At 56.7% G+C, this 18,751-nt stretch carries 13 protein-coding genes; 7 read left to right on the top strand and 6 right to left on the bottom strand.

The window, feature by feature from the left end; genetic code table 11:
- Positions 1-55 precede the first annotated feature (55 nt).
- On the top strand, positions 56-1,120 hold the full coding sequence (locus IAI47_RS03305; RefSeq protein WP_003848500.1) for a LacI family DNA-binding transcriptional regulator: 1,065 nt from the start codon (positions 56-58) through the stop codon (positions 1,118-1,120).
- Positions 1,121-1,161: 41 nt separating this feature from the next.
- On the opposite strand, the gene IAI47_RS03300 is transcribed toward IAI47_RS03305, so the two are convergent.
- Together IAI47_RS03300 and IAI47_RS03295 are read right to left on the bottom strand one after the other, a co-directional pair.
- Positions 1,162-4,011, bottom strand: a complete 2,850-nt coding sequence (locus IAI47_RS03300) for a bifunctional diguanylate cyclase/phosphodiesterase (RefSeq protein ID WP_008925718.1) — start codon at positions 4,009-4,011, stop codon at positions 1,162-1,164.
- 272 nt (positions 4,012-4,283) lie between these two features.
- Positions 4,284-4,895, bottom strand: coding sequence for a cupin domain-containing protein (locus tag IAI47_RS03295; RefSeq protein WP_003848496.1), 612 nt, complete (start codon positions 4,893-4,895; stop codon positions 4,284-4,286).
- Positions 4,896-5,204: 309 nt separating this feature from the next.
- On the opposite strand from IAI47_RS03295, the gene IAI47_RS03290 reads away from it, so the two are divergent.
- Positions 5,205-5,687: a YlaC family protein gene (locus IAI47_RS03290; protein ID WP_003848494.1), complete on the top strand. Its 483-nt coding sequence runs from the start codon at positions 5,205-5,207 to the stop codon at positions 5,685-5,687.
- On the opposite strand, the gene IAI47_RS03285 is transcribed toward IAI47_RS03290, so the two are convergent.
- From IAI47_RS03285 to IAI47_RS03275, 3 genes are all read right to left on the bottom strand, one after another.
- Positions 5,684-7,087, bottom strand: coding sequence for a PLP-dependent aminotransferase family protein (locus IAI47_RS03285; protein WP_008925719.1), 1,404 nt, complete (start codon positions 7,085-7,087; stop codon positions 5,684-5,686). The two genes, IAI47_RS03290 and IAI47_RS03285, sit on opposite strands and share 4 nt — an antisense overlap.
- A gap of 129 nt (positions 7,088-7,216) precedes the next feature.
- Positions 7,217-9,361, bottom strand: coding sequence for a bifunctional diguanylate cyclase/phosphodiesterase (locus tag IAI47_RS03280; RefSeq protein WP_033743133.1), 2,145 nt, complete (start codon positions 9,359-9,361; stop codon positions 7,217-7,219).
- Between the two features lie 159 nt (positions 9,362-9,520).
- On the bottom strand, positions 9,521-11,605 hold the full coding sequence (locus IAI47_RS03275; protein WP_008925721.1) for a bifunctional diguanylate cyclase/phosphodiesterase: 2,085 nt from the start codon (positions 11,603-11,605) through the stop codon (positions 9,521-9,523).
- A gap of 543 nt (positions 11,606-12,148) precedes the next feature.
- Here IAI47_RS03275 and IAI47_RS03270 point away from each other — a divergent pair.
- The 5 genes from IAI47_RS03270 to IAI47_RS03250 are packed head-to-tail and all read left to right on the top strand — an operon-like array spanning position 12,149 to position 17,409.
- Positions 12,149-12,718 (top strand): spore coat protein U domain-containing protein, encoded by a 570-nt coding sequence (locus IAI47_RS03270; RefSeq protein ID WP_008925722.1) that lies wholly within the window; start codon positions 12,149-12,151, stop codon positions 12,716-12,718.
- A 46-nt stretch (positions 12,719-12,764) separates the two neighbouring features.
- Positions 12,765-13,256: a spore coat U domain-containing protein gene (locus tag IAI47_RS03265; protein ID WP_008925723.1), complete on the top strand. Its 492-nt coding sequence runs from the start codon at positions 12,765-12,767 to the stop codon at positions 13,254-13,256.
- A gap of 25 nt (positions 13,257-13,281) precedes the next feature.
- Positions 13,282-13,980, top strand: coding sequence for a molecular chaperone (locus IAI47_RS03260; RefSeq protein ID WP_008925724.1), 699 nt, complete (start codon positions 13,282-13,284; stop codon positions 13,978-13,980).
- Positions 13,981-13,987: 7 nt separating this feature from the next.
- On the top strand, positions 13,988-16,435 hold the full coding sequence (locus IAI47_RS03255) for a fimbria/pilus outer membrane usher protein (RefSeq protein ID WP_008925725.1): 2,448 nt from the start codon (positions 13,988-13,990) through the stop codon (positions 16,433-16,435).
- Positions 16,432-17,409: a spore coat U domain-containing protein gene (locus IAI47_RS03250; RefSeq protein WP_008925726.1), complete on the top strand. Its 978-nt coding sequence runs from the start codon at positions 16,432-16,434 to the stop codon at positions 17,407-17,409. The genes IAI47_RS03255 and IAI47_RS03250 overlap by 4 nt, the downstream gene beginning before the upstream one ends.
- Here IAI47_RS03250 and IAI47_RS03245 read toward each other — a convergent pair.
- Entirely contained in the window at positions 17,406-18,731 is a 1,326-nt protein-coding gene (locus IAI47_RS03245; protein ID WP_003848486.1) for an MFS transporter, read from the bottom strand. The genes IAI47_RS03250 and IAI47_RS03245 overlap by 4 nt on opposite strands.
- Positions 18,732-18,751 lie beyond the last annotated feature (20 nt).

Raw genomic sequence — 18,751 nt, 5'->3', positions numbered from 1 at the left:
CGATTCAGCAGACTATGAAAAATTTTTCATTAGCAGATTTGAAGGCGATCACAGAATGAAACAAAGGCTGAAAGTGGGTGAAATTGCGGCACTGAGCGGCGTCTCGATCAGCACGGTGTCGCGCGTACTGGCGGGTAAAGCCAATACCCGGCCCGCCACCCGCGATAAAGTGCTGGCCGTGGCGCAGCAGCAGGGCGTGCTGACCAATCTGCATAGCGGTCGCCTGCTGTTGAATAACCTGATGGTCTTTGCCCCGCCCCGCGCCTTCGATGTACGCAGTGATATTTTTTATTACAAGGTCATTCAGGGGATCAGTCAGGCGGTGGAGCCGCATGAAGTGCGGCTGCGCTACTGCCCCCTGGAAGAGGTGGAAAGTGATGCGGCATTGTTTATCGATAAGATGCAGCAGACCGAAGCGGCGCTGCTGATTGGCATTGATGATGAGCATATTCATCAGCTGGCGGCAGAGATGAACAAACCCTGCGTGCTGATTAACGCCCGAGATCGTCGTATGCGCCTGCCCTCGGTCTCGCCGCATCATCAGCTGATCGGAGAGTTTTCAGCGCGTTATCTGTTTGAGCAGGGACACCGGCAAATTCTCTCGCTGCACTGCCTGCGCCGCTACACCATGGAGCAGCGACTTCAGGGCGTCCGAGACGCCTGGCACGCCATGAACCTGCGCTTTGACAGTCGTCAGCATCTGCTGACCCTCAACAGTTTCAGCAGCAATGAGGCAGCGGAACGACTGGGTGAATATCTGCGCCATTGCCCTGATGCGCTGCGCCCTACGGCGATTCTCGCCAGCGGCGATTACATTGCAGCAGGTGCCGTCACGGCCCTGGAGCAGGCTGGTTTACGGGTACCGCAGGATATTTCGGTGATGAGCATGGATGGGTTTAACCTGGCCGCTATCCACGATATTCCGCTGACCTCGGTGCAGGTGCCGCGTGATGAGCTGGGTGCGGCGGCAGTGAGAATGCTGCAGGAGATGCGGCTGAATCCCGGTACGCCGACCGGCAGTCTGCTACTGAATGGCAGGCTGGTGGTGCGTGAGTCGGTGCGGCGCATCCGCGATAATCTCAGCCATGCGCCGGTCCAGCAGCATGGCCTTTATGATTGATCCAGCATTGATTATCCCAGCGTCGACTCATTCCGCGCGGGTTAACCCAGCGTTTTCAGCCGCAGTTCCGATGGCTGAGGCCGTCCAAACAGGAAGCCCTGGAACAGCGTACAGCCTTCGTCGCGCAGCTTAGCAAACTGCTCATCGCTCTCTACCCCTTCAGCGGTGATCTGGATATCCAGACTGCGGCTCATGCCGGTGATGGCGCGGATAATCGCCAGCGCCTCGCGACTGTCGCCCATATCGTTGATAAACGATTTGTCGATTTTAATTTTGTCGAACGGGAAAGAGCGCAGATAGCTCAGCGACGAATAGCCGGTGCCGAAATCATCCAGCGCAATCTGTACGCCCAGCGCCTTGAGATTTTGCAGCGTCCGGATGTTTCCCAGTGAGTCATCCAGCAGCACCGATTCGGTAATCTCGACTTCCAGCCGCGCCGGATCAAGACCCGACTCCTTCAGCGCGCCTTCCACCACCGGCACCAGTGAGCTGTTTTTAAACTGCAGCGGAGAGAGGTTGACCGAAACCGACTGCTCCCCTTCCCAGCTCGCCGCTTCACGACAGGCTTCATAGAGTGCAAACGCCCCCAGCATATGAATCAGGCCGGTCTCTTCTGCAATCGGGATGAAGTCATTAGGCATGATCAAGCCACGAATCGGATGATGCCAGCGCATCAGCGCCTCGTAGCCAATAATGGTGTGATGATCGCCGTTGGTGATGGGCTGATAGTAGAGTCGAAGGTGTCCGCCACTGATCGCATCACGCAGATCGTTTTCAATCAGGCGCCGACTGCGCGCCACATCGTCCATCTCCAGCGTGAAGTGCTCATAGCGGTTGCGGCCATTGCGCTTGGCTTCATACAGCGCCATGTCAGCACAGCGCAGCAGCTGCTCCGGCGTGTTAGTGATGGTGGTGCTAAGCGCAATGCCCACGCTCAGCCCCACCGACAGATTATGGCCTTCAATGTTAACCGGTGGACGAATCGCCTCGATCAGGCGCTGAGCTACTGCGCTCGCCTCATCATTACCGGCGACGTGAGGCAGCACGATGGCGAACTCATCGCCACCAATACGCGCCAGCGTATCCTGATCACGCAGCGCGTTGCGCAGACGCTTAGCCACGCTGCGCAACAGCTCATCGCCAATCTGGTGACCCAGCGCATCGTTCACATTTTTAAAGTTATCAAGGTCAAGGCATAGCGCAGCAGTCTGGCGTTGCATCTGTCCAGCGGTGCGTAAGGCTTCGCTCAGACGCTGGCGGAACAAAATGCGGTTAGGCAGGCTGGTCAGATTGTCATGATGCGCCATATGGTGAATTCGGGCATCGGCTGCGCGCTGGTCGGTGACATCTTCCACTAGCAGCATTAAGTAGTTACGCCGTGCATCCTGACCATTAATCGCGGTCGCGCGGGTATGCAGGATACGCTCGCCGCTGGCGGTCATCAGCAGTTGCTCACGCTCATGCATGCCCTCACTGCGCAGCGCAACATCGGCCAGATTATTGAAGTAGTCACTGAGTTCAGGGGACATGCATTCGTGCGGGCGCTTGTTGACGATCAGTGATTTCGACAGGCCGAACAGCTGCTGAGTGCGGTCGTTAACCAGCAGAATTTCACGTGTGATCGCATCTTCCACAATCACGCAGGAGGGGATGTTGGCAATGATGTTATCGAGAAATTTGGACAGCGCGGTTTTCTGAGTGCTCTGAGCTTCAGCCAGATCGCGGGCGCGCAGAATCTGTTGCTCCTGCTCACGGCGTTCGGTGCGATCACGCGTGATTTTGGCGAAACCGACCAGCTTACCGTCATCATCGTGGATGGCGTCGATCACCACATGCGCCCAGAAAGCGCTGCCATCTTTGCGGTAACGCCAGCCCTCATCTTCAAAGCGGCCAGTTTTGAGCGCGATACCGAGGTTAGCTTCCGGCGTCCGGTTCAGCCGCTCATGGGAACTGTAGAACAGTGAGAAGTGCTGACCGACCACTTCTTCTGCCTTATATCCTTTGGCGCGCTCGGCACCGGCATTCCAGTTCACCACCACGCCGTCGACGTCGAGCATATAGATGGCGTAATCAGTGACGCCCTCTACCAGCAGACGGAAACGCTGCTCCTGCTCCCGCTGCTCACTGCGAATGCGCTGCTGTTCGGTGCAGTCGCGGGTGATTTTGGCGTAGCCCAACAATTGGCCCTGATCGTCGCGGATCGTGTCGATCACGACATGCGCCCAGAAGGCGCTGCCATCTTTGCGATAGCGCCAGCCCTCATCCTCAAAACGGCCGGTGCGATACGCGGTTTGCAGGTTCTGCTCCGGGACATGGTTCAGCCGATCCTGCGCGCTGTAAAAGCGGGAGAAATGCTGACCAACGATCTCTTCCGCCACATAGCCTTTGGCCCGCTGTGCACCCGCGTTCCAGTTCACCACGTTGCCGTCATGATCGAGCATGTAGATGGCGTAATCGGTGACGCCCTCCACCAGCAGACGGAAGCGCGACTCCTGCTCCCGCTCTTTGTGTTGCTGCTCCTGCTGCCGGGTACAATCACGGCAGATAGCGGCGAATCCGACCAGCCGGGCCACTTCATTGCGGATCGGATAGATCACCACATGCGCCCAGAAGGTGCTGCCATCTTTACGACAGCGCCAGCCTTCGGTTTCAAACCGTCCGGCGTTCGCCGCAATATCGAGTTCACGCTGCAGCTGACCGCGACGACGATCCTCTTCGTTGTAAAACAGGGTGGCGTGCTGACCAATAATTTCGTCTGGCCTGTAACCCAGGACGTGCAGGCCTCCGCCGTTCCAGCTGGCGACGGTTCCGTCCGGTTTAAGCATGGTGATCGCATAATCGATCACGCTTTGTACCAGCATGCGATAGATGACATCAGAGTTATTATCCATTGTTATTTGCCTGCTGCTCGATAGCCGGGTAGTGGCTTAGGAATGTTCTTAATAAACTGGCCGAGACTAAAGCGGAAAAGGTCTGCAAACACAAGCGCATTAAGAAGAATAACTAATATTAGCAGGTGATATATCGGCAGCGGCGGACAAATATTCAATGGAATGACAACAGAATTAGGCCCATGGCATTAACGTTTAAAAGAGATTTCAGGCCAGAAAAGCAAAGCGCGAGCCGTGCTCGCGCTTAACCATTTCACGACGGACGCAGGTCTCTACAGGTCCATCTGTTGCTGTAAATGCATGGCGGCAATCGGCTGCCAGATCTCCGTCAATGCGCCCTCTTTACCGGTGAAAGGGTCCTGCGTCGGCAGTGGCACTTTTTTTACCTGTTCCTGGGCCATTTTCAGCTTAGCCGGTTCATCACGCAGCGTCTCCGGCGACATGCCGTGCGGATAGGCACCAATCACCATGAAGTCGTCGCTGGCGCTGACCTGACGATGGCCGACGCCTGCCGGAATCAGCACCGCATCACCGGCGCGCAGCGTCACCATCCGGCCACTGTCGCCGCCAAATAGTACTTCTGCCCAGCCCTCCGCCACGCCCAGCAATTCATGGGTGTTGGGATGAAAGTGGGTGTAGGGAAAAATCGGATAGCGCCAGGCGGGTGGCCAGCCGTTCTCTTCAAACGTTTTCTCAAACCACGTCGCGATTTCCTCATCTTCCGGCACCACGCGCGGCCAGATAATCAGAGGTAACGGGTTATTCGGGACGCCACCCGACGGGATGCCAAGCATAAGATGCTGAGGATTATCAGAAGCCCCTGCCGAGAAAGTGCCTGCGGCAAAGGACATCATTAACATCAGGCTGGAGGATGAGGCACACATACAGGTTCTCCGGTTTTTTATTAAGTGTGGCAAACCCGCGGCACAATGCAATGTGCGCCAGACAACACATTTTGGATAATTGACTGATATTGCTGCCTAAAGCCAAATGTGTCGTTAACAATAGGGCAAGAGTGTGCATGGGTGGCAGAGGGTAGCGGTTTTTACTGCGGCAAAGTGTTGCAAAATGTCAGGTGGGAGGATGGCCAACAACTGTTTTATCAACTGTTATATAAAAAATGCACGAATCTGTTTCTGATATGCTTGACTGTTATCTGTTGTAATAGCTAACAGATGACAGTGAGGTAACAAATGGACGCTATTAAACAAATCCTGATTGACGAGATCGCTACGCTTAATCGCGAAGAACGTCGCGACAATTTGCCGCGCTTTAGCCTCTCGTTTCTGAAAAAACACCCCGGCCTCTGGGCAGTCATGTATCTCTGCTACGGCCTGTGCGTGGCGCTGATTTTCTCTACCGAGATGCTCGGCTGGCCCGCCTTCTGGTTTGCCACCGCATTTGTGCTGGTCATGAGTGTTCTGATGCTGCTGGATATCAATCCGAAATATCGCTTTGAAGATATTGATGCACTCGATCTGCGCGTCTGCTACAACGGCGAGTGGTATTACATTCAGCCCGTGCGCGAGCAGGCTATCTCTCGCATTCTGTCGCTGCCTGAAGCACCGGAACGGGTGAAGACAGGCATCCAGCGTCTGCTGACGCAAAAAGGGGAAGTGGACTTCTATGATGTCTACTACCTGACCTGGGGTCACCAGGAAGCGGCGCAGGTTTAATCTGCCAGCGGCTTCGCCATCAACTGACCCAGCGTTTCTATTGCCGCCTCGGCCCGGCTATCCCACGGCCAGGCGGTATTCAGCCGAAAACAGTGGCTGAACTGCTCTCCTGCCGAAAATAACTGCCCCGGTGCAATGCTGATCCCCTTCGCCAGCGCCTGCTGATAGAGCCGGGTCGTATTAATATGGTCCGGCAGTGTCACCCAAAGAAAATAGCCCCCGCGCCCTTCACTGACCGTTGACTGCGGTGGCAGTACTTTCAGTAATGCCTGGCGCACCATTTGCTGTCGTTTCGCCAGAATCTGTCGCAGCCGCTTAAGATGGGTGTCGTAACGCCGCGTAGCGAGGAAATCGGCCAGCGCCAGCTGCATTGGCGCGCTGGTAGAAAGCGTGCTCATCAGCTGAAGCCGCTGAATGCGCTGCGCATGTTGCCCTGCCGCAACCCAGCCAACGCGAAATCCTGCCACCAGCGACTTTGAAAACGAGCCGCAATGCAGCACGTTCCCCTGACGATCCCAGGCTTTAGCCGGCAGCGGCGCAACATCACCCGCCCAGAGTTCGGCATAGACATCATCTTCAATCATCGGCACCTGATAACGCGCCAGTAGTTCGATCAGCTCTTGTTTACGCTCCGGGGTTAAGGTCACGCTCAGCGGATTTTGTAGCGTCGTCATCAGCCAGCAGGCTTTCACCGGCCAGCGCTGCAGGGCCTCCTCCAGCTGGGCAAGGTCGATGCCCTGCTTTGCATCGACCGGAATTGCCAGCGCCTTGAGTTTGAGCCGTTCAATCGCCTGCAGCGCACCATAAAAACCCGGATGCTCAATTATCACGTAATCGCCCGGCTCGGTCAGGGACTGCAGGCTGAGATTGAGTGCCTCCAGTGCCCCGCTGGTGATGACAATTTCATCCGGCGACAGCGTAATGCCCTGGCGCGCATAGCGCTGGGCCAGCAGCTGTCGCAGCGTGGCGTTGCCAGGCGGCAGATTGTGCAGCGCATCCGTTGGGGTGAGATGATGAGAGACGTTTGCCAGCGAGCGCATGAGCTGGCGCTGCGGAAACAGAGCGGGATCAGGGAAAGCAGAACCAAACGGCACGATGGCGGGATCGCGCGTGGCCTGCAATACATCAAACACAAAGTCGTTGATATCAACCTGTTCGCTGATCGCCACGCTCAGCGGTGCGGGCGCCAGGGCACGCGGTGCCACGTAGTAACCAGACTGAGGACGAGAAACGATCCAGCCCTGGCTTTCCAGCAACTCATAGGCATGCAACACAGTCATCAGGCTGACACCCTGCTGCGCAACCTGCTGACGCAACGAAGGTAAACGGGTGCCTGGCAGCCAGATGCCGGCCTCTATTTGCTGCTGAATCTCATCCATCAATCGCTGGTATTTCGCCACGGGTCGCCTCTCCCTGTTTTACCGTGAATAATCTGGCCGCGAGACTTTACCACGGCAGGCGATCAATGACAGGCGGTGCGAATCGCTTATCGTCTCAATTCACGCAGATGCTACGCTGTGTCAGGTGTGTCAGATCGCAGCAACCTGCGGTGTCAGCAGCGGTTCAGCTTCACTCATCTGGCGGATATCCGTAACGACCTCTTCGTCTTCTGCTACCACAAAGTTAGCCAGCTCCGGCACCTGTTCCGCGGGAACCGGCCTGCCCAGCAGGAAGCCCTGCAGCGTATTGCAACCCAGGCCGGTCAGAAAGGCCTGCTGTTCAGCGGTTTCAACGCCCTCGGCCACCACTTTCAGTTGCAGTGACTGCGCCAGTGCCACAATCGCCGACACGATGGTGGCATCTTCCGGCTGATGCTGGAGTTCATTCACAAAGGCCCGATCGATCTTAAGTTCGCTGGCCGGTAGCCTTTTCAGGTAGAGCAGGCTGGAGTAGCCGGTGCCAAAGTCATCAATCGAGGCTTTCACCCCAAGCTGAGTCAGCTGGGTGAGAATACGCACACTCTCATCGGGATCGCGCATCGCAGTGGTTTCCGTCACCTCCAGCGTCAACAGTTCGGCCGGAATCTGATGTTTTGCCAGCGCATCTACCACTGTCTCTACCAGATTCGATTGCTCAAACTGCAGCGCCGACAGGTTCACCGCCACTGACCAGTCCGTATGGCCCTGCAAATGCCACTGGCGCAACTGGCGACACGCTTCATTAATCACCCAATTGCCGATGTTGACAATCATCCCGGTTTTTTCCGCCATTGGCAGAAATTTGTCAGGCGATAACAGACCCCGCTTTGGATGTTCCCAGCGCAGCAGCGCTTCGAAACCAAGAAGCGGGCCGCGTGGCGCGCAATATTTTGGCTGATAGAACAGGCGCAGCTCATTGTTATCCAGCGCCTGCCAGAGATCATTGTTCAGCTGAAGCTGGCTCTGCGCCTGAATGTTCATTGAGGGCTGAAAAAAGGTGTAACCATTGCGGCCATTATTTTTGGTGTGATACATCGCCGCATCGGCGTTGAACATCAGTTCACGCTCATCCTCGCCATCGCCAGGATAGACAGCGATGCCGAGGCTCAGCGAGACCACCAGCTCATAGCGTGAGATATCAAACGGACGGTCCACCGCTTTCACCAGTTTATCGGCAATGGCCGCCGCATCGTTGGGATCGTCGATCTCCACCAGCAGTACAAACTCATCACCGCCGAGTCGCGCCAGCGTGTAATAGCCAGCCATCTGCTGGCTCATCCGCTCGGTCACACCCACCAGCAGACTGTCGCCAATGTGATGCCCGAACGCGTCGTTAACCGCCTTAAATCCGTCCAGATCCATAAACATCAGGGCAAACAGCGTCTGCTCACGATTGGCTTTGTTGATCGCCTGTTCCAGTCGATCTTCCAGCAGAATGCGGTTTGGCAGGCGAGTCAGATTGTCGTGCAGCGCCAGCTGTGCCAGCTCGCGGTTCGCTTCAGCCAGTGAGCTGGCGAGAATGGAGGTGCGCGCCTGCATCCGCGCATCCAGCATCGAGACCAGCAGAGTAATCCCCAGGATTGAGATAGTGACTACCGTGACCAGAATCGCCAGCCAGTTACTGTTAACGCCCTGCCCCATCGAATGGCTGTGAGCGGGAAACTCTGCCGCCATCATGCCGGTGTAGTGCATGCCCGCAATCGCACAGCCCATCACTACGGATGCGCCAATACGCAGCAGGGTCACCCGGCCAGTCTGACCTTCACGCAGGTTAAATGCCAGCCACAGCGCTGCGCCAGAAGCGGCCAGCGCGATCACCACCGAAAGGCCTATCCAGCCCCACCGCCAGACAATACCCGGCGAGAACATCAGGGCTGCCATCCCGGTATAGTGCATCGCCACGACGCCGCTGCCGAGAATCAGTGCGCCGCCCGCCAGGCGCGGCAGGGGCAAATCGCCACTGCAGACCAGCCACAGGGCAAATATCGATGCGCAGACCGCGATGGCAGCGGAGAAGGCGGTCAGCCCGGCGTTGTAGCTCATCACCATCTCCATGTTCATCGACAACATGCCAATAAAGTGCATCGCCCAGATGCCGATGCCCATGGAGAAACCGCCGCCAAACAGCCAGACCAGCGCGACTTTGCCCGTGGAGTGCACCACCCGTCCCGCCATATCTAAGGCGGTAAACGAAGCCAGCATCGCGACAAGAACGGAGACGATGACGATAAAAGAGTCGTATGAGGTTGCTAACATAGTGCGTTCCCGCGGAAAGCCGTGCTTGTGTTTAGGTAAGGGATTTTTAAAACTTCTTTTCTTAATTATCGGCACTGCCCGGCGGTTAATGAGCCGCGAACCCTGCATCTTTCCACTCACTCTGAGTGCTGAAATCTATCGTCAGTGTCAGCGTCAGCGTCAGACGGATGCTGATGCCAGAGGCGGTCGCAGTCCGGGAAAACGAAACGCCTCTATGCGATCCGCTGGCGTCGGCTTGCCCAGCAGATATCCCTGCAGCGCATCAAAGCCCAGGCTGGTGAGCAGGTGCTGCTGCTCTTCTGTCTCAACCCCTTCCGCCACCATGCGCAGGTTAAGACTCTGCGCCAGGGTCAGCATGGCGCTGACCACGGTCGCATCTTCACTGCCGGGTCGCAGGCAGTTAATAAAGCTGCGATCGATTTTGAGTTCGCTGGCATCCAGATCTTTCAGATGCAGCAGGTTGGCATAGCCGATGCCAAAATTATCAATGGCCACACTGACGCCCGCCTGCTGCAGTTCACGAATACGTTGCTGGCTGAAGAGGGGATCACGCATGGCAATCGCTTCCGTGATTTCCAGCATCAGTGCGCTGCCTGACAACTGGTAACGCGCCAGCGTCTGCATCAGCGTGTGGAGTAAATCACGCTGGTGAAACTGCAACGCGGAGAGATTGACCGAGACCGTCCAGTCGCTGTTGCCCTGGTTATGCCAGATTTTCAGCTGACGGCAGGCCTCATCAATCACCCAGTTGCCCAGTGCAACGATCTGGCCGGTTTTTTCGGCGCGCGGCAGAAACAGCTCAGGCGTCAGCAACCCGCGTTGCGGATGCTGCCAGCGCAGCAGTGCTTCAAATCCCATTAGCCGTGTGCCGCCGGAACGGAATTTGGGCTGATAAAAGAGTCGCATCTGTTGCCGATCGATCGCCTCCCACAGATCGTTTGCCAGCGCCAGCTGATGCTGCGTTGCATCACTCATCGCCGGCTCAAACAGGCACCAGCCGTTACGTCCGCTGTGTTTAGTGTGGTACATCGCCGAGTCGGCATTGAATAACAGCTCCTGCCGGTTACGACCGTGCAGCGGGAATATCGCAATGCCCGCACTGAGGGAAACGTGTAACACATAGCGATCCAGTTCAAACGGCGTACTGATCACTTTGACCAGTTTTTGCGCCAGCTGACGGGCTGGAGTGACATCGCATGCCTCCGCCATCAGTACAAATTCATCGCCTCCCAGACGCACCAGCAGCATCGTGTTGCTGAGCTGGCTACGCAGCCGTTCCGACACAGCCACAAGCAACCGATCACCGACGTGGTGTCCCCAGGTGTCATTGACCGCTTTGAACCCATCAAGATCCATGTAGATCACGGCAAAGCGATTTTCGTTGAGCATAGCCTGTTTAATCGCCAGATCGAGCTGCTGCTCCAGCATGGCCCGATTGGGTAGCGCGGTCAGATTGTCATGCATCGCCAGCTGACGCAGTTCCTGGTTAGCGTGTCTGAGTCGGGTCGCCAGTCGCGCGGCACGCAGTTGGGCATCCAGCATGGAACTCAGCAGCGTAATGCCCAGAATAATCAGCGTAATGAGCGTTACCCAAACCGCCAGTCCTGAATTGCTCACACCACCCGACTGCATCATACTGCTCTCGCTGAATCGGGCTGCCGACATGCCGACATAATGCATACCAGCAATGGCCATCCCCATCACCAGTGAGGCCAGTCCCCGCATCAGCAGCAGATGATGGTCGCCCTGGCGCAGATGAAACGCCAGCCACAGCGCCACGCCCGAAGCAACAAACGCAATGATCACGGAGAGCGCCACCCGCAGCACATTCCACTCAGGTCGCGGCTCAATCAGCAGCGCATACATGCCGAGGTAGTGCATCACGACAATCCCTGAACTCAGGATCAGTGTGCCGCGCAGTAACCGATAACGGGTGAGATGCAGGCCGCCTACTGTCTGGCCAAAAGCAAACATTGACGGCATGATCGCCACCAGCAGCGAGAGTATCGTCAGCCGCGTGTCATAGCGCATCGTCATCGGCATCATCATCGCCAGCATACCAATGAAATGCATTGCCCAGACGCCAATCCCCATCGCAGTTCCGCCTGCCAGCAACCAGAATCGGGCGCTCCAGCCACGGGATACCGCCACCCTTCCGGCAGTATCCAGCGCTGTAAATGAGGCAATAAACGCGACGATCAGCGAAACGCAGATCAAAACGCTATCCCAGGTGACAAGCAACATGTGCAGCTCCTCACCACCCGCTGAGAAACGGGTGCTGTGTAAAGTCAGAAAGTAATTCAAAAAACACCCGTTGGGTGAAAGTCATTAAATTTCGGTTTTTTGTTATCCCGGAGGCCCGGTAAAGCGCGCCCCCAGACGCAGGGCATTTTAAACCTGCATCTTATTTCCCGCCTGCTGAGACAGCCGGTAAATCGTTATTATGTCTGATTGGTAAAGGAACATATCACCGAAGCGGAAAGCATGCCAGAGACCGAAAAAACAAAGAGTTTTCTTTTTCTTTCTTGCTTTTATGCCTTGCTGTTACTGGGTTATCGGCCACTTAGGCCATTTGATTAATGAAAAATAACTGGCAGGGCTTCGCGTAACGCTTTAACTGATCTATAGTAAGTAAAACTAATATAAATCATCATTCTTAAGTCTAAGATTTCCCTCAGGACAGTGGCACTAACCGCCTTGTAATTTTTATTTCATCATTTTGAGTTGAATCGTTAATAAACACCGGGTGAAAAAGCACTGACTCTCGATAATCCGTAAGGAAATATTATGAAACTCAAGCTTTTTCTGTGTGCCGCTGCAGGATTAACTGTCGCAATGACACCCTTAACCCAGGCGGCAACGACCTCCGGAACCATCAATGCCACGTTAACGCTGACCACGGGTTGCCTGGTAAACGGTCAGTCAGCTACGGCGGGCGTTAACTTCGGTACCCTGAATTTTGGTAGCAGTGCAGCGACCTTCGACACCCTGAACGCCACGCTGGTCGGTGCGGCGGGTAACGGTATTTTTGTCCGCTGTACCACGGGTCAGGACTATAACGTGGTGGTGACCAGCAGCAATACTGCGCCAGCGACCATTTATGGCACCGCCTCTGCATCACCACGTTATCTGGTTCTGGGATCGGATAATGCACAGGGCATCGCCTATACCCTCTACAGTGACGCCTCTTTTACCACGGCTATCGCCAACAATACGCCAATCGCCGCCAGTGGAACCACGGACCCAACACTGGGCACCAACTACGCCATTTATGGCCGGGTTGTTGGCGGCGGTTTTAATCCCCTGATTCCTGCCGGAACTTATACCGATACGATTAACGTTGCCGTGAACTATTAACGACTGTCGCAGGTAGATAAGGGTGGTTCTCTGGCGATCCAGCCTGATGATCGCATGCGGTCTGCCTCTGCTGATAAGGTGTTTCAGCGCCTGGGGTCTGCCCACCAGCACCTTTCAGGTCACGGCTTCTGTCGTGGCAGGCTGCGTAATATCCGGAACCAATACCGGTGTTTTCGGCACACTTAACTTTGGCACACAGTCTGGCGTGGCGGCCACTCCCGCCAGCGCCAGCTTTGTGCAGAGTACCTCGATAAATCTTGCCTGCACGCCGGGCACCACGCTGAGCATGAGCATTAATCAGGGCGCCAATTTCACGACCACCCGCAACCTGAAACTGCCCAACTTCAGCAATACCGTTCCCTATACGCTCTTTAGTAATGCCAGCCGCACCACGGTGATCCCGGTCAATCAGGCGGTGCCGCTGAGCTATAGCAATGCCAATAACATTACGCTGCCGATCTATGGCCAGCTGCAACTGCCCGGCACTGCGCGCGCCGGCGTTTATACCGATACGCTGACCGTCACCCTGAGCTGGTGAGGTGATAGAAAACAAGGATACGATCATGAAGCCACTGCGCGCCCTGCTGTTGCTGTTAAGTTCTCCCCTATTCCATGCAGCCTTTGCTGCTAACTCTGTGATGATATGGCCTATCGATCCCGCCATTAATCCTGAAGAGAAAGCCAGCGAACTCTGGCTGGAGAATCGCGGTAACACGACCACGATGATGCAGATCCGTGTTTTCAGCTGGCAGCAAATCAATGGACAGGAACAGTACCAGACCCAGCAGCGGGTGGTCGCCAGCCCGCCAATGGTGCGAATGGAGCCAGGACAAAAACAGCTGGTCAGACTGATTAAACAGACGCCGCCTGCGGCCGGTAAAGAGCAGGCTTATCGGGTGGTGCTGGATGAGATTCCCACGCCGCGCAATCCTGGCGAGAATCAGGCCGGACTGACCTTTCAGATGCGCTACTCAGTGCCGTTGTTCGTGTATGGCACCGGGCTCTCCACCGACAGTGCCCGTCCGGCTCTGCGCTGGCAACAGATTAGCGAGGGAGGCAAGCGCTGGCTGCAGCTGACCAACAGCGGCAATGGCCATGCCCGACTGAGCAATGTGACTATCGGCGGTCGCAAACTGGGCGACGGTTTATATGGCTATGTGCTCGCGGACAGCACATATCGCTGGCCACTCACCACGCCGGTCAGCGGCGAACTCACTGCAGAGGTCAACAAGAGCCCGTGGCGCAGCGCTGCCCAGAAATAAGCGCTGAATGAGACCTTTTTCCCTGCATCCCTGCGCGCTGACGGTAGCCAGCGTCATTTACGCCTTAACGCCGGATCCTGTGCTGGCGGAGACCTATTCATCCCTGCCTCCACCGCACAGCCTGCAGACCAGCAGCAGCGGTCAGCAATATATGCTGGAGCTGGTGATTAACCAGCAGGAAAACGGCAACATTGTGCCAGTCGAGCAGCGCAACGACCATTTCTGGCTGCGTAGCGGCGATCTGCAGCGTGCCGGTCTGCCACTGGATAAGCTGGGTGAGCAGGCGCAGATCGATGTCAGCAGCCTGCAATCCGTCAGTGTGGAATATGACGCCGCCCGTCAGCGGCTGCTGCTCACCGTACCACCGGAATGGCTTCCCGGTCAGGTGATTGGCGAGGCGAAGAACGGACCGCGCTATCCGGGGCGCACCAGCGCCGGCGCGCTGATTAACTACGATCTCTACGCCAGCCGTACCGATACCACCGGCACCCGGCTTTCTGCCTGGAACGAACTGCGCCTGTTCGGTGATGCCGGACACGTCTCTACCAACGGCGTCTGGCAGCAGCAGCTGGAAGGCAGCCCCGCTTATCAGGACAACGGTTATATCCGTTACGACAGCTGGTGGAGCAATGAAGATGAGAACGCGGTGATGAGCTGGCGGGTCGGGGATCTGGTGACTGACTCGCTTGCCTGGAGCAGCAGCATCCGACTCGGCGGCATCAGTGTGGGTCGCGACTTCAGCGTCCGTCCTGACCTGGTGACCTATCCGCTACCCGCCTTCTCTGGCCAGGCTGCAGTCCCCTCCACCGTCGATCTCTTCATCAATGGCTATCGCTCTGGTCAGGCAAATGTGCAGCCTGGCCCCTGGTCATTAACCAATGTGCCATTCGTCAATGGTGCGGGTGACGCGGTGATCACCACCACGGATGCGGTCGGCCGACGCGTCACCACCACCATGCCGTTTTATGTCTCCAGCAATCTGCTGAAATCGGGGCTGGCTGACTACGCTATCTCCGCCGGGGCGATTCGCGAAAATTACGGCATTAAAAACTTCGATTACGGTGCGGCTGCCGCCAGTGGCTCATATCGCTACGGCATAACCGACTGGCTGACGCTGGAGAGTCACGCCGAGGGCAGCGAAAATCTGGCGATGGGTGGGCTGGGAGGTCAGCTTCGGGTTGGCAGCTGGGGCGTGGTTAACGGCGCGGTGGCACAAAGTCATCTTGATGGCGACAGCGGCAGGCAATATAGCTGGGGCTATCAGTACAACAATCGCTGGTTCAACATCGGCACGCAGCAGACCCAGCGCAGCAGCGACTTTGGCAATCTGGCCCTGGTCGGCAGCCGTGCCGGTAGTCAGGCGGATAGCCGTTACACGCTATCGCGCCGCACTGCCCAATACAGCGCCAGCATCTCACTGAACCGCTTTGGCAGCGTCGGCGCCGCCTTCATCGATATCACCGACGGCCAGGGCGATCGCACCCGCCTGTGGAACCTCTCATGGAGTAAGAATCTGTGGGGAAATAGCAGCCTCTATGTCTCCGCCAGCCGCGATCAGGAGGAGAAGAGCTGGACCGGTGCGCTCTCGGTGGTGATCCCGTTTGGCGAGCAGGGCAGCGCGGCGATCAGCACCGAGCGCGATCAACGCGGTCGCGATAGCCAGCGTCTCTATGCCTCCAGTGCCATGCCCAGCGACGGTGGATTCGCCTGGGATGCCTCATGGGCGAATCAGAGTGGCGACAGTGGCGACTACCGGCAGGGCAGTCTGCGCTACCGCAATAACCATATCGACACCTCGGGGGGCTTCTACGGTGATGATGACAATCTGACTCAGTGGGCCGATGTCGCCGGTGCACTGGTATTAATGGACAACAGCGTCTTTGCCGCCAACGCCATCAACGACGCTTTTGTGCTGGTGAAAACGGGCTATCCCGACGTTAATGTTCGCTATGAAAATCAGTCGATGGGACGCACTAACCAACAGGGCTATCTGCTGGTCCCCGCCATCAGCAGCTACTACCCGGCCAAATATGATATCGACACCCTCGACCTGCCCGCCGATATGACCACGCCCCATGTTGAGCAGCGTTTTGCGGTGAAACGTCAGAGCGGCTACCTGCTTAACTTCCCGGTGGAAAAACTACGCTCTGCCAGCGTGATTCTGGTTGATGCACAGGGCCAGCCGCTGCCGGTCTCAAGCCTGGTACAGCGTGCGGATCATGCCACTGAGTATGTCGGCTGGGATGGCATCGTCTGGATGGAAAATCTCACTGCCAGAAACCCGATGGAGGTGGTGACGCCCGATGGCCGCCACTGTGAAACCGAACTGCGCATCGCCAGCGGTCAGCCGCAGGCGCTGAAAACCTATGGCCCTCTGACCTGCGCGCTGCCCGCGCCCGCCGCAGGCAGCGCCGCCTCTCCCGCTGAATCTTTCACGTCCGGAACCCAACCATGATCAAATCTCTGTTACTGGCTGCCCTGCTGCTGACACTGCCGTCGCTGAGCTACGCCGCCTGCGGTCTGCCCGCGTCGACCGCCAGCTTCGGCTCGGTCACGACGTTTGTGGCGAATACCACCGTCAACTCGGTGACCACTAACGCCAACGTCAACTGTGGCGCAGGCTCGGCGTTGTCACTGCTTGGCAATAACCAGATAACGTTTCAGCTGACCGGCGCGACCAATATCAGCGGCACACGGGGCGTCCTGAAACGCAGTGGTGACACCGGCAGCGATAATGTGCCAGTACGGCTCTGCACCGACAGCGCCTGCGCCAGCGAACTGACGATTGGCAGCACGCCGTTTGTTTACAGCTCACAAACCCTGATAAATCTGGCAGGTTTGCTGGGCAGTCTTAACTTTGCCCTTCCCGTCTATCTGCGCACTGTTCCCGGTCAGGTGGTTGCAGCGGGAACCTATTCCGTTACGCTAAATATGGCTGTGACTTACCGCATCTGCACCAGCATTGGCGTGGGTAATCTCTGTTTAAGCGAGCAGAAAGGCAGCGGCGTGATTCCGATTAACGTTACCGCTGTCCTCACCAACGATTGCACGACGATCACCGCACCCAACATCAGCTTTGGCAGTGCGCCGCTGGTGAGTAGCTTCTCCGCTGTATCGCAGACCATTAACGTGCTGTGCAGTAAAGGCAGTACCTATACCGTCGGGCTGAACAATGGCAGTTATCCGGCGGGCAGCGTCAGGAACATGGCGAGCGGAGCGAACCGTCTGAGTTATGAGATTTATAAAAGTGCCACCAGCAATCGCTGGGGAGCGGCAGGCACTGAACGCTGGAGCAGTACCACCTCGACAGCGGTATCAGCGGATGGACTGACGCGCGGCTTTAACTACACCGCGCGCATCCTGACCACTCAGAACACGCCGCCTGCGGGAAATTACAGCGACAGCGTGGTCGTCGATTTATCGTTTTAAAGTGACGCGCTGACCGTCGTTGTGGCGCTGTGACGCCGCTGGTACTGCTTCACCATCCGGCCAATCAACAGCGTACCGATCAGCCCGCAGACCGCCGCAAAGGTGAGCCAGACGCCAGGCATCGCTTTGTCACCGGTGGCGTGAATCAGATAGCTGGAGATGGCAGGTGTAAAGCCGCCAAATAGCGCCGTTGCCAGACTGTAAGCCATGGAGAAACCGGCAGCGCGCACTTCAGCAGGCATAATTTCTGCCAGATAAACCACCATCGCACCGTTATAGCTGGCATAGAGAAACGACAGCCACAGCTCAGCTTCCAGCAGGTGAGCGAAGCTGGCCGATCCCACCATCCAGTGAAGCACCGGCCAGGTGGTGGCAATCATCAGCAGGGTAAAAATAATCAGCAGCGGACGTCGTCCCACGCGGTCCGACAGCGTACCCATCAGCGGCAGCCAGAAGAGGTTGGAAACACCCACACAGAGCGTCACCAGAAACGCCTGCTTGTCGCTCATCATCAATACAGTTTTGCCAAAGGTCGGCGTAAAAGCGGTGATCATGTAGAACATCACCGTGGTGGTGACCACCATCAGCATGCCCGCCAGCACCAGCGCCCAGTTGCTGGCGACCGACCGCATGATTTCCGTCATGCTCGGGTGATGTTTACGTTTACTGAACGCTTCAGTCTCTTCCAGCATCCGGCGGATATAGAACAGGAACGGCACAATCAGACAGCCAACCACAAACGGGATACGCCAGCCCCACTCCGTTACCGCTTCTTTCGCCAGCAGATGATTCAGCATCAGGCCCAGCAGGGCAGCAAAGATCACCGCAATCTGCTGACTGCCCGACTGCCAGCTCACGAAGAAGCCTTTGCGTCCTTTGGGTGCAACTTCGGCCAGATAGACCGATACGCCACCCAGCTCAACCCCCGCCGAGAAGCCCTGCAACAGACGCCCCAGCAGAATCAGAATCGGTGCTGCCACGCCTAAGGTAGCGTAACCCGGTACCACCGCAATGGTCAGGGTACCAATCGCCATTAAGCCCAGCGTCAGCAACAGGCCTTTACGGCGCCCATGATGGTCGATGTAGGCACCTAAAATGATCGCCCCCAGCGGGCGCATCAGGAAGCCGGCACCAAAGGTCATCAGGGTCAGCATCAGGGAAGCAAACGGGTCATCACCCGGGAAGAAGGTTTTTGAAATGGCGGTCGCGTAGTAGCCAAACACCATGAAGTCGTACATCTCCAGGAAGTTACCACTGGTGACGTTGAAGATAGTTCGGGCAGCACTTTTCGGCGGCTTTTGTAAAGACGGGGTGTGACTCATAACGGCTTCCTATTGTTTTT

Source organism: Pantoea sp. MT58, from assembly GCF_014495885.1.
In the GTDB taxonomy this organism is placed as follows: domain Bacteria; phylum Pseudomonadota; class Gammaproteobacteria; order Enterobacterales; family Enterobacteriaceae; genus Pantoea; species Pantoea eucalypti.
This window is presented reverse-complemented; position numbering and strand designations above follow the sequence as displayed.